Genomic DNA, 13028 nt, shown 5'->3' with positions numbered 1-13028 from the left:
TACTCGTTTTTTACGCTTCTAGTAACTATTTAATTAAGTGTAACTTTTACTTCATTTCTTGTTTGAAAATAGTATCTTCTACATAAATTTGTTCTTTATCTACAGCAGTAGCATGAGTTAATACTAAACCGATTGGTGTTTTTGTATCTTTATTTTGAACAATTGTAAAAGGAACATTTTTTTCGTTTGCTAATTTAATGTATTTTGATAAATGTGGGTAAGCAATGCCACCATTTAGGAGGAGTTGTAATGATTGAGAAGGGCGCATGCTACCCGCCACTTCAGAGTATACATTACTTTGCATTACTTGACCGATCGTTAAAGCGATTTCCACACGCTCACGTAATGTAGTTAAATACATATTACGTTCTTCTGGTTTGTTTTGCTTTTGGCCGTAAATGCCTTCTTGGAGATAATCTTCCACATTTTTATTTACCATATTTTTCACACCTTTCATTTTCTATTGTACGCAAGAATTAAAAATGATGCAAAAAAAGTCGTTTTGACTACGGAAATAATGAAAATATGTGAAGGAAAAAGGGGATTTGCATACAATTAGTTAAATAAGAAAGAAAAAATAATTTTATCAACAGAAATTAACAAAATGTGACAAAAATCTATTAACGAATCGTATTTTTTGTGTTAATATTCAAAATATAAAGGGTATTCGTCGTATGGAAATGGAGGGAATGGAGGTTTTTCCAATCGATAAGGATATTAAAGAAATATTTTGTTCACACTTGAAAAACAATAGGCACCAATTCGTAGAGAACTGGAAAAACAAAATGATAATTTCCGAAAAAGATCCATTTAAACTAGAAGTAGTTCAAAATGGAGAGGATTTACTAGAGTTAATTATCGAACTTACTATGGAAGATAAAGATATAAATTATCTTCAACCGTTATGTGAGAAAATTGCTATTGAACGTGCTGGAGCAGATGCGAATATTGGAGATTTTGTTTATAACGCAAACGTGGGAAGAAATGAACTTTTCGAAGCGATGTGTGAATTAGATGTTAGCGCTCGTGAATTGAAACCAATTATGGCAAAAATACATACTTGTTTTGACAAATTAATTTATTATACCGTTTTAAAATACTCGGAAATTATATCGAAGAATTTAGAGGAAAAACAGCAATATATTAACGAAACACATAAAGAAAGACTGACGATTTTAGGACAAATGTCAGCTAGTTTTGTACATGAATTTCGTAATCCGCTTACTTCCATTATGGGGTTTGTCAAATTATTAAAGGCAGATCATCCGAGTTTATCGTATTTAGATATTATTTCGCATGAATTAGATCAATTAAATTTTCGTATTTCGCAATTTTTACTCGTATCAAAAAAAGAAATGTGGAATGAATCGGAACGGTTTTGGCTTAATGACTTGTTTCAAGACATTATACAATTCTTATATCCGAGTTTGGTCAATGCGAATGTTTTGATTGAAAAGAATTTACCGTATCCAATTCCGCTTGTTGGTTATCGGAGTGAAGTGAGACAAGTATTTTTAAACATATTAATGAATTCAATTGATGCTCTTGAATCAATGAAAGAAGAACGAAAAATTATCATTGATGTATTTGAAGAAGATCAAGCTATTCGAATTGTGATAAAAAATAATGGACCAATGATTCCAGCTGAAAATGTAGAAACGATTTTTGAACCATTTGTAACTACTAAAAAGTTAGGAACTGGTATTGGATTATTTGTATGTAAACAAATTGTGGAAAAACATAATGGATCCATTATGTGTCGATCAGATAACGATTGGACAGAATTTCAAATTGCATTTCAAAAATAAACAGTCTACACCAAATGAATGGTGTAGACTGTTTTAATTTGTGAGTATAACGGCTTCTAATTTAGGATCTTTAGTTGAATAACCTACTATTGAAATTGTATAAATAACATTTGGTTCAACATTGAATTTCGGTATAGTCAATAAAACGTTTTTATTATCTGCGAGTGAAATTTCAATATCTGCTGTACCAGGGCTAACTTGCAAAAAATCGGTTATTTGTTTAAAGAGTACATTTTCAAATAAATGATCTCCATCTTTTAAATCTACATTTACAACAGGGGTATCTGGAGAGAAATGTGCAAAGCGTATTTTTGCTTGACCAGCTGGTAAATGTGTATTATCAAGTATAGGTTGTAATTGTAGGTGATTATCACTATTTATTGCAGCAAGAGTATAAGTATGATTTCCCATTATTGGTACCAACGCTGAAAAGATTGGAGTTTCATTTCCGACAGGAACAATATCTATACGGTATTTACCTTGCACTAATGATAAATAAGGGCTGAATTGCTTAAATGAAATATTTTTAATAACCTTTTGTCCGTTTACTAAAATGTCAACCGCCGGTATATTTGGATCGGCATGAAAAATTCTTATATGTGATGGTAAAGCAGCTTCTTGTGAGTCTCTTGTTTCATACGCCTGTACAAGTTTTGATAGTGCATCGTAATATTTCATATATAATTCTATATATTTTTTAGGGTTACGAAACTGATAGTAACGTGCGAGCTGTTCGTATTGCGTAACTTCTTGTCCATATTTTTCGATTTCAGATTGAGACATGAACATTCCTCCTTTGTCATCATTAAAACTATATGCGAAGCAAGAAAGCGGTTATGCAAAAAAAAATGATTTTATAAAGGGAAAATTAAAAAGTGACAACAAATATGTTTTCATAAAGAGGTGCTGGTGCTTACGAGAATTTCACAGAGTAAAGCAGTACATATGACTGTACGAAAGTAAAATAAATGCCAAATTGAAAGTGCATTTCAATTAACATATTGAATACATGTCCAAAAATCGCTAGAAAACTAGGGATTTTTTTAATTATAGGCAAATACACATACAAAGTGATAATTGTCCTACATAAATTATAAAGGAAAGATACTTTGAATCTGAGGAAAGGAGTGCCACTTCGGGATAGGGATATCCCGATAGTAATTGTGAATGAAGTTATGAAAAGGTTTTGTGTTATAGACTGTAGGATGAATTTGTAAACTTCATTTTTCTATTTATTTTAGCAATTGACAGTATTAACCCATAAGAGAGCGTCATGACGAACTGATTAGTGTGGTTAATCGGTTCTTTTTTTATAGTTTAAAAATGAAAAGTTTACATAATGAATAGGAATCTGAATTGATTAGTAAGGTGGGTGTCGAAATTTGTTTTAAAATATGCAATTTAAAGTAGGATAATAGGAAGGAGTTTAACGGGAGTTCCGTCGAAGTGTACAGAATGTCGGTATTTAAGGACAGTTGGCATTATGCTATAAAAACATTTGGTGATGCAGTCATTTCATATAAAAAGGAGGGTCATTTGGGCGTATAGAAAAGGGTTGGTCTTCGGTTTTTTAGTTCTGAATTTTCTGTTTTGTAAAATTTTTTAAGCACTCATTTGTATATTTTATAATAGTTTTTTGATAAATTCACTGCTTTTGCAGAGGATTCTTTTTTATGAAAGAAACGTCAATTTTCTTCATATATATATACAAATTGGAGAAATGGGGGAGCGCTATGCGAGATTACTTAATTAAACCACTTGTTGGTCAGCCGTATCCAATGATTTCACATGGAAAAGGTGTTTATTTGTATGATCAAAATGGCAATAAATATTTTGATGGTTCGTCAGGAGCAATTACGGCAGGTATTGGGCATGGCGTAAAGGAGATTGCAGACGTTATTAAAAAGCAAGCTGAGGAGATTGCTTTCGTTTATAGATCACAGTTTACGAGTGAACCAGCTGAAAAATTAGCGAAGAAGTTAAGTGATTTAAGTGTAGGAGATTTGAACTGGAGTTTTTTTGTAAATAGTGGTACGGAAGCGAATGAAACAGCTATGAAAATTGCAATTCAGCATTTTCAAGAGCGAGGTATTCAAGGGAAACATAAAATTTTATCAAGATGGATGAGTTATCACGGTATTACGATGGGTGCTTTATCAATGTCTGGGCATCCACTACGTAGACAACGTTTCGTATCTATTTTGGAAGATTATCCGACTATACCAGCTCCATATTGTTTCAGATGTCCTGTTCAAAAGGTATATCCAACTTGTCAGCTGGCATGTGCGACTGAACTAGAAAGATCAATTGAAAGAATTGGTGCAGAGCATATTGCTGCTTTTATTGCTGAGCCGATTATCGGAGCAGCTGGAGGCGCGGTTGTTCCGCCGAAAGACTATTATAAAGTCATTAAAGATATTTGTAATCATTACGATATTTTATTTATTGCGGATGAAGTAATGACTGGGCTTGGTCGTACTGGAGCATGGTTTGCGATGGAGCATTGGGGCGTAGAACCGGATATTATGACACTTGGTAAAGGGTTAGGAGCGGGATATACACCGATGGCAGCGACAGTTGTAAGTGATCGTGTTATGGAACCAATATTACGTGGATCACGTTCAGTAATGAGCGGTCATACGTTAAGTGCAAATCCATTGTCTGCAGCAACGGCTTTAGCTGTTATTGAATATATGGAGAAACATAATCTTCCTGAGAAAACAGCAGAAAAGGGAGAGTATTTAATAAAAGGCTTACAGAAAGTTCAACAACAATCGACAATCATTGCTGATGTGCGCGGAAAAGGGTTGCTAATCGGAGTAGAATTGCAACCGTTTACAAAAGCGTCGGAGCTTATTTCAGTTGCAGCTAAAAACGGCCTGCTTTTATATCAAGCAGTTTCAGGGCAAGCAGGAAAAGAAGATAGTGCGCTGCTTGTAGCACCGCCAATGACAACTACATATTCCGAGTTAGATGAATTACTTTCAATTTTCTCTAAAAGTGTGGAAGAGATGATGCAAAAAGGAGGGCATAGTATCGCATGACAACTATTACAAATACATTCGGTAAATTAAAAGAAATTGAGGAAGTAATTTCTTTGTTCCATGATGATATGACATTAATGTTTGGGGGATTTGGAGGGATTGGATCCCCTCCATCTTTAATACAGGCAATTTTAGAAAAAGGCGTTACAAATTTAAATTTGATTGGAAATGACACTGGATTTCCTGATGTAGGTATCGGTCGTCTTGTTACAAATGAAAGAGTTAAATCAATAATTACTTCTCACATTGGCTCCAATCCAAATGCAGGAAGGCAACTAAACGAGGGAAGATTACAAATTGAGTTTTCTCCGCAGGGAACATTAGCAGAGCGTATTCGCGCTGGTGGCGTTGGTCTTGGTGGTGTTTTAGTTGATGTTGGTGTTGATACGATTGTGGAAGAGGGAAAACGAACAGTTGAAATGAATGGTAAGACCTACTTAGTTGAAACAGCATTAACTACTGAAGTTTCAATTGTATATGCAAAAAAGGCAGATCCGTTTGGTAACCTTGTATTTGACAAAAGTGCACGAAATATGAATCCTCACGTAGCGATGGCTGGGGATATAACAATTGTAGAAGCGGAAGAAATAGTCCCGCTTGGAAGTTTAGATCCAGAGGAAATTGTCGTTCCAGGTGTTTTCGTAAATTATATTGTACCGTCGGAAGGAGTGAACTGGAAATGGGTATGGGCGTAGAAGTGAGGGATAAGATTGCTAGGCGTGCGGCGAAAGAAATACAAAATGGTATGATTGTAAATTTAGGTATTGGCATACCATCGCTTGTACCAAATCATTTGCCTGACGATATAAATGTTATGTTTCATGCGGAAAATGGAATCGTGGGTATGGGACCAACGCCAAGTAAAGGGAATGAAGACGAAAATTTGTGTAATGCAGCAGGTTTACCAACTTCTCTTATAACAGGAGCGAGTTATTTCGATAGCTGCACAGCGTTTGGGATGATTCGAAAAGGTTTGCTAGACATAACGATTCTTGGTTCATTACAAGTAAGTGAAAAAGGCGATTTAGCAAACTGGATTGTACCTGGAAAACGTGTTCCAGGTATTGGTGGAGCAATGGATTTAGCACAAAAAGCGAAGCGGGTCGTTGTTGTGATGAATCATGTTGATAAGTACGGAAATGCAAAAATTGTTTCAGAGTGTACATTGCCATTAACTTCAAAGAAATGTGTAGATTTAATTATTACTGATATGGCAGTCATGGAGGTAACTCCGAGTGGACTTATATTACAAGAATTAATGAGCCCATACACAGTAGAAGATGTAAAACGACATACAGAAGCTGATTTTCAAATTAGTTCTAACTTACTAGTAATTGAATGAAGGGAGATGTAATATATGGAGCAATTAAAAAAGCAAGTTTGTGATTATATTGAGAGCCATGAAGAGGAAAGTGTGAAATTTTTAAAACGATTAATTCAAGAAAAGAGCGTATCTGGTGATGAAAGCGGTGCGCAGGCAATTGTGATTGAAAAATTACGTGAATTAGGTTTAGATCTCGATATATGGGAGCCCTCCTTTTCTAAAATGAAAGATCATCCTTATTTTGTATCACCCCGTACAAGTTTTTCAGATAGCCCAAATATTGTAGCAACTTTAAAAGGAAGTGGCGACGGGAAATCTATGATATTAAATGGGCATATTGATGTAGTTCCAGAAGGGGATGTGAATCAGTGGGAACATCACCCTTATAGCGGTGAGAAAATAGGGAATCGTATATATGGCCGTGGAACGACGGATATGAAGGGCGGAAATGTCGCACTTATGCTTGCGATGGAAGCGATCATTGAATCTAGTATTGAATTAAAAGGAGACATCTATTTTCAAAGTGTAATAGAAGAGGAAAGTGGCGGAGCAGGGACATTAGCAACTATATTACGAGGATATAAAGCAGATGGTGTCATTATTCCAGAGCCTACTAATATGAAATTTTTCCCGAAACAACAAGGTTCCATGTGGTTTCGTCTACGTGTAAAAGGGAAAGCTGCACACGGTGGAACGCGCTATGAAGGGGTTAGTGCAATTGAAAAAAGCATGTTTGTTATAGAACATGTAAGAAAGCTAGAGGAGAAAAGAAATAGTCGAATTACAGATCCGTTATTTAAAGGAATTCCAATTCCAATTCCAATTAACATTGGCAAAATTGAAGGAGGGAGTTGGCCAAGTTCTGTTCCCGATGAATTAATTTTAGAAGGAAGATGCGGTGTTGCGCCGAATGAGACTATAGAGGCGGCAAAAGAAGAGTTTGAGAATTGGATTGTTGAATTAAATGATGTGGACAATTGGTTTGTTGAAAATCCGGTAGAAGTAGAATGGTTTGGAGCGAGATGGGTTCCTGGTGAATTAGAAGAAAATCATGAACTCATTACAACACTTCATCATAACTTTGTTGAAATCGAAGGGAACGAACCAATTATTGAAGCATCTCCGTGGGGGACTGATGGAGGTTTATTTACACAAATTGCAAACGTACCAACAATAGTATTTGGTCCAGGAGAGACGAAAGTAGCACACTATCCAAACGAATATATAGAAGTTGATAAAATGATAGCTGCCGCAAAAATTATTGCATGTACATTACTAGATTGGTGTGAGGTGAAAAAATGAAATACTATGAATCTTTTAGAGAACAGACGAATTGTTATACAGTAGAAGGCGTTTTAGATTATTTTAATAAACGTATCCGGGTAGATCACTATACAGGAAATGTTGAAAGTATTATACAGACAATTGACGAACTAGCAGAGAAACATTCTTTCACTAAATGTATTATTAAAGGAAAGGGAGAGCATGTTTTAACATGGCTCTCTTTCGGTTTTTTGTTGGAAGCAACGATACCTCATTATTTTCAAGGACACGATGCATACTTTTTTGTGAAATATAATAATGATGAAAGACGAAATAGTATGCATTGGACTGAGGAAGATACTATATTAAGCGGTGTAAAAGGAAAAGAAATAAAAGAAAAAGTAGTTCCAGAGAAATTTTTGCTGAGAAAAGCGACTGAAGAAGATGCAGAAGAATTAGCAACTGTCTTTGGAAAAGTATTTGAAGTGTATCCGACACCTTTAAATGAAGCGAGTTATGTATTACAGACGATGAAAGAAGACGATACAATTTACTACGTGTATGAATTTGAGGGGAAAATTATTAGTACAGCATCTGCAGAAATGAACATAAAGGAAGGGAATGCAGAATTAACGAATTGTGCTACTTTACCTGAATATCGTAAACATGGATTTATGAAAAGTTTACTAATTAAATTAGAGGAAGAGCTTCGAGAAAGATCTATTTTCTGCTCCTATACAATTGCTCGATCGCTTTCTTTCGGAATGAATGCTGCCTTTCATCAATTAGGCTATACGTATACAGGAAGACTGGCGAATAATTGCTACATTTTCGATAAGTTGGAAGATATGAATATATGGGTGAAAGATCTATCTAGTTATTCGAAAGCAGTAAAACTTCCGTCTCAAAATTTGGTTGTAAAGCAAAACAGTTAGGTGGAGCTGGGTGTTCGAAAAGCTGTACTAATTAGAGTTTCGAGTTATCTAATTAAAATATAAAATTGGTCAAAATTATAGAACGGAATCGTCATGCTTACAATCGCACATAGGTGTGCCGAAAATCCGGCATGTAATTGCCGGATTTTCGGCAAGAGGGGGGATGACATTGCTAGCAGTTTCGACACAAGAAGTCATTGAAGCGATTTTGGGCAGTATTGATGAGGCTATACACGCTGTAGATGAAAATGGAATTACAATATTTTATAATTCTGTAGCTGCAAAACACGATGGATCCAAGATTGAAAAAGTGTTAGGGAAACATCTGTTAGAAGCGTTCCCGTCTTTATCAAGGGAAACGAGTACATTGATGAAAGTACTAGATACAAAAAAACCTATCGTACATCAGGTACAACATTATCAAAATTTAAATGGTGAAGATGTTTGTACAGTAAATACGACGTTACCTATTTTTATAGATGGGAATATTGCTGGGGCTGTTGAAATTGCAAAGGATTACTCTACAATTCAAAAACTTACTGACACAATTGTTGACTTACAGTCGAAAATAAAGCGATCATCTAGAAAAAAAGTGATTAAAAAGCACGCTGCATTTGAGACGATAGTGACAAATGATACGCGGTTTAAACAGACGAAAGAGTTAGCACAAAAAGTAGCACCAACAGACGCGAATGTTTTAATATATGGTGAAACAGGAACAGGAAAAGAACTGTTCGTACAAGCAATTCATGAGGCTTCTAAAAGAAAAAACAAGCCATTTATTGCACAAAACTGTGCAGCTTTACCAGAGTCGCTATTAGAAAGTTTATTGTTTGGAACGACAAAAGGAAGCTATACGGGAGCGATTGAAAGAGCTGGGCTATTTGAACTTGTTGATGGTGGTACATTATTTTTAGATGAACTGAATTCAATGCCTCTTGATTTGCAGGCAAAAATGTTACGAGTGTTAGAAGATGGAGTCATTAGAAGAATTGGTGATAATAAGACGAGAAAAGTAGATGTTCGTGTTATTACCGCAATGAACCAGCCTCCAGAAATATGTTTACGAGAGAATAAAATTCGCACTGATTTATATTATCGCTTAAACGTATTTTCATTATATATCCCACCGCTTCGTGAAAGAACTGAGGATGTACTATTATTAGCATCTTATTTTTTGAAAGAATATAATAAAAGTTATAAAAAAGGTGTACTTCAAATTGATGAGGAAGCGAAAGATAGACTGCAAGCTTATCAGTGGCCTGGAAATGTCCGGGAGTTAAAACATACGGTTGAACATGCTGTTATTATTGCAGAAGGGAATACATTAACAGCCAATTGTTTACCACGTACATTTCGGAAAGAGAAGTTTTCGAAGAAGAAGGGTATAATGCCACTTAGAGAAGCACTTCATCAAACAGAAAAAGAATTAATAGATCAAGCGTTGATTGAAACGGAAGGGAATATATTACAAGCCGCAAAAATGTTGGGTATCCCTCGTCAAACGCTTCAATATAAACTGAGCAAGTACGACAAAACCGCCGAATAATCGGCGGTTTTTGTGTGTTTGCACGAATAAAAGAGCGTTTACATATATAAAAAGTAATGAATATGATGTTAAGTATTGATTTCATACAACGCTTAAAAATATTTTTTCGCTTATGTAATAGGGTTCTCCGCACATTTACTTATCAACAATGTAAAGTTGGCATAACTATTGCTTATATAAAGGATGAGCGTATAAAAAGGGGGAATAGCAATGTTACATGATGTATACAAACCAAATCGTCACTGGAAGGATATCGAATTATGGAAAGATGTTACTGAAGAGCAATGGAATGATTGGGTTTGGCAATTAACGAATACGATCAAAACGTTAGATGACTTAAGAAAAGTGATTAACTTAACACCTGAAGAAGAAGAGGGCGTTAAAATTTCAACGAAAACGATCCCGTTAAACATTACACCGTACTATGCTTGGCTAATGAATCCTGATGATCCACGCTGTCCGATTCGGATGCAATCAGTACCGATTTCGGAAGAGTTATATAAAACAAAATATGATTTAGAAGACCCACTTCACGAAGACGAAGATTCACCAGTTCCAGGGCTAACACATCGTTATCCGGACCGTGTACTATTCTTAGTAACAAATCAATGTTCTATGTATTGTCGTTACTGTACACGTCGTCGTTTTAGTGGACAAATTGGAATGGGTGTACCGAAGAAACAATTAGATGATGCAATTGCGTATATTCGTGAAACGCCACAAGTACGAGATGTATTAATCTCCGGTGGTGACGGACTTCTAATTAACGATAAAATTTTAGAATATGTATTAAAAAATTTACGAGAGATTCCGCATGTTGAGATTATTCGTATCGGAACGAGAGCACCAGTAGTATTCCCACAACGTATTACAGAAAACTTATGTAATATTATTAAAAAATACCATCCAGTATGGTTAAATACACATTTCAATACATCTATTGAAATTACTGAAGAATCGAAAAAGGCATGTGAAATGTTAGCGAATGCTGGTGTTCCAGTCGGAAACCAAGCAGTAATTTTAGCTGGTATTAACGACAGTGTTCCAATTATGAAAAAACTTATGCATGACTTAGTAAAAATCCGTGTACGTCCATACTACATTTATCAATGTGACTTATCTGAAGGTATCGGTCACTTCCGTGCACCAGTATCTAAAGGTCTTGAAATTATTGAAGGTTTACGTGGACACACATCTGGTTATGCTGTTCCGACATTCGTTGTTGATGCGCCAGGTGGAGGCGGTAAAATTGCACTTCAACCAAACTATTTAATCTCACAAAGTGCAGATAAAGTTGTACTTCGTAACTTTGAAGGTGTTATTACGACGTATCCAGAGCCAGAGAGCTATATTCCAGGAAGAGCGGAAGGATACTTTAAAGAGATTTATCCGAACTACGAAGAAAAACGTTCAGATGTTGGTATCGCAGGTCTTATGAGCGATAAGAAATTTAACCTCGTTCCAGACGACTTACAGCGTATGAACCGTCGTAAAGACTACGAAGATAATGATACTCACGCATCTTTAAAAGATAAACGTGATAAGCGCGATCAATTAAAAGATAAAAAATATCAAGCACAAATGGCTAAATTAGAAGAAAACGACAAAAAAACTGAGGGTGATGCAGTATGAATTGTATGTGGTGTGACAGTACAGAAGCGAAAGAAAGCTTGAATACTGTATATTGGGAATTACCAGATGGTACGAAAGCCATTGAAATCCAAGAGACACCATGTATTTCTTGTTCCTCGTGCGGGATGGACTATCAATCAGACCATACAGTAAAAGAAATTGAAGATCAATTATTCTTAATTTACACGAAAGATTTACCAAAACAACTAACATATGAAGAATTAATGGGCAGACCGCGTCTATTAAAAAGAAATTATTTCGACTTTTAACCAGCTTTTATGCTGGTTTTTTTCTTTTTTGCCTTGTATAATGTACCCAAGTTAGAAAGGTAGGGAATATTTTTGAAAAAAACATTTTACCATTATATGATGAAGCATCGTGCAGCTTTATTTAGAAACGAAATTTCAGATTTAGCAGAGGCGATGTATGATGATTTAAGTTTTCCGAAGCAATCTGAAGACTATGATGAAATTAGTTCATACTTAGAGTTGAGCGGAATGCTAGAAAGTATGTCTATATTTGATGAAGCCTGGGATTTATACATACAAGATAGATAAAAACTATTTGAAAACATACAGAATACATTACTTTATTTAAAGTGAAGTATTCTGTATGTTTTTTTATTATGAAATTTGTTGATTTGAAGCTAGTCTAGTTACTAGTTTTTGTTTGAGTGTAATGTAAATTTTATAAGATTATATTTTTTATTGAAAAAATTTATGAATATAAGCTTCTGTGATAAGCGTTTTTATGTAGGTTGCATATACTGATATCAAAATCACGACGTCAAAAAAAGGAGAGATAGAGATGGCAAGAAAAAAACAACCTAAATACAACGTAGGGGACATAGTCGTGATTACGCTATATGGAACCGTTGGGAAAATCACAAATATGAAGGTTTTAGATGGAGTTTATGTATACGAAGTCAATAATCACGATGGATTTTACGTAGAGCAAACATTGCAGCACGTTACAGAGCAAGATATGAAAAAGGGCGATACGGAGTGGATTGAATTAAATTATAATTTCACGTTTGGTGATCTTGTGCAAGTAACTGGATATGATAAAGATGTTTTCCGTATTGTTGGTTTTCGTACAGAAGTATGGAGATATAAGAATGACGCATGGGAAGATACAATTTATGAATTGTCACGGATTACGGATGGTGAATGGTTAGAAGCGGATGAATCAGATTTAACGTTACTAGCCAATGCTCAAACGGCAAATGCAATTTTGAAGAAAATGAAACAAGATAAAGCAGGTATGAATAAATTGGATTTAGGAAAGTTAAAGTCAATTAACAACTCGAAAAAAGTGAGTGTTAAGACGAATCGTCAAGAAATCATTGATGGGTTACTTGACATTTATAACGATTATCAATTATTGTTCGATACATTTAAAGATGAAGAATATAAAATTGTAATGGATGTTGTTCATAATTATTTAGTTAAATTGACAGAGAAAAAATAGTTA

General features: G+C 35.0%; 13 protein-coding genes. 11 read left to right on the top strand and 2 right to left on the bottom strand.

From position 1 onward, the window contains the following. Nucleotides 1–46 precede the first annotated feature (46 nt). On the bottom strand, nt 47–439 hold the full coding sequence (locus tag D1166_RS05580; protein WP_000247557.1) for a YueI family protein: 393 nt from the start codon (nt 437–439) through the stop codon (nt 47–49). Between the two features lie 235 nt (nt 440–674). Here D1166_RS05580 and D1166_RS05575 point away from each other — a divergent pair, with 235 nt between their 5' ends. Beyond that, complete coding sequence (locus D1166_RS05575; RefSeq protein WP_000425086.1) at nt 675–1808, top strand: BA2291 family sporulation histidine kinase; 1134 nt, start codon at nt 675–677, stop codon at nt 1806–1808. Nucleotides 1809–1841: 33 nt separating this feature from the next. Here the strand turns inward: D1166_RS05575 and D1166_RS05570 are convergent, their stop codons facing one another. Continuing rightward, the gene (locus D1166_RS05570; RefSeq protein WP_000083284.1) at nt 1842–2591 is read right to left on the bottom strand and encodes a DUF4397 domain-containing protein; all 750 of its coding nucleotides are present in this window, start codon (nt 2589–2591) and stop codon (nt 1842–1844) included. 950 nt (nt 2592–3541) lie between these two features. On the opposite strand from D1166_RS05570, the gene D1166_RS05565 reads away from it, so the two are divergent. From D1166_RS05565 to D1166_RS05520, 10 genes are all read left to right on the top strand, one after another. Then, nucleotides 3542–4852 (top strand): aspartate aminotransferase family protein, encoded by a 1311-nt coding sequence (locus D1166_RS05565; RefSeq protein WP_001205879.1) that lies wholly within the window; start codon nt 3542–3544, stop codon nt 4850–4852. Further along, nucleotides 4849–5547 carry an acetate CoA-transferase subunit alpha gene (atoD, locus tag D1166_RS05560; protein ID WP_098221016.1) on the top strand — a complete coding sequence of 233 codons (699 nt, stop codon included), beginning with the start codon at nt 4849–4851 and terminating at the stop codon, nt 5545–5547. Before D1166_RS05565 ends, atoD begins: the two co-directional genes overlap by 4 nt. Continuing rightward, nucleotides 5532–6194, top strand: coding sequence for a CoA transferase subunit B (locus tag D1166_RS05555; protein WP_061655256.1), 663 nt, complete (start codon nt 5532–5534; stop codon nt 6192–6194). The genes atoD and D1166_RS05555 overlap by 16 nt, the downstream gene beginning before the upstream one ends. 15 nt (nt 6195–6209) lie before the next feature. After that, nucleotides 6210–7478, top strand: coding sequence for a peptidase (locus tag D1166_RS05550; protein ID WP_000436691.1), 1269 nt, complete (start codon nt 6210–6212; stop codon nt 7476–7478). Beyond that, nucleotides 7475–8374 carry a putative beta-lysine N-acetyltransferase gene (gene ablB, locus D1166_RS05545; protein ID WP_097796407.1) on the top strand — a complete coding sequence of 300 codons (900 nt, stop codon included), beginning with the start codon at nt 7475–7477 and terminating at the stop codon, nt 8372–8374. Before D1166_RS05550 ends, ablB begins: the two co-directional genes overlap by 4 nt. Before the next feature lie 163 nt (nt 8375–8537). After that, complete coding sequence (rocR, locus tag D1166_RS05540) at nt 8538–9923, top strand: arginine utilization transcriptional regulator RocR (protein ID WP_074643110.1); 1386 nt, start codon at nt 8538–8540, stop codon at nt 9921–9923. Between the two features lie 210 nt (nt 9924–10133). Beyond that, on the top strand, nt 10134–11555 hold the full coding sequence (gene kamA, locus D1166_RS05535; RefSeq protein ID WP_000902142.1) for a lysine 2,3-aminomutase: 1422 nt from the start codon (nt 10134–10136) through the stop codon (nt 11553–11555). Further along, complete coding sequence (locus D1166_RS05530) at nt 11552–11824, top strand: YokU family protein (RefSeq protein ID WP_000995763.1); 273 nt, start codon at nt 11552–11554, stop codon at nt 11822–11824. Before kamA ends, D1166_RS05530 begins: the two co-directional genes overlap by 4 nt. Nucleotides 11825–11896: 72 nt before the next feature. After that, the gene (locus tag D1166_RS05525) at nt 11897–12112 is read left to right on the top strand and encodes a YozE family protein (RefSeq protein WP_000750717.1); all 216 of its coding nucleotides are present in this window, start codon (nt 11897–11899) and stop codon (nt 12110–12112) included. A gap of 250 nt (nt 12113–12362) precedes the next feature. Next, nucleotides 12363–13025 (top strand): hypothetical protein, encoded by a 663-nt coding sequence (locus tag D1166_RS05520; protein ID WP_000101499.1) that lies wholly within the window; start codon nt 12363–12365, stop codon nt 13023–13025. Nucleotides 13026–13028 lie beyond the last annotated feature (3 nt).

This window comes from Bacillus sp. ISO11, from assembly GCF_003458115.1.
GTDB lineage: Bacteria > Bacillota > Bacilli > Bacillales > Bacillaceae_G > Bacillus_A > Bacillus_A cereus.
The sequence above is the reverse complement of the archived record's forward strand: the minus strand, read 5'-3'. Positions and strand labels throughout refer to the sequence as shown.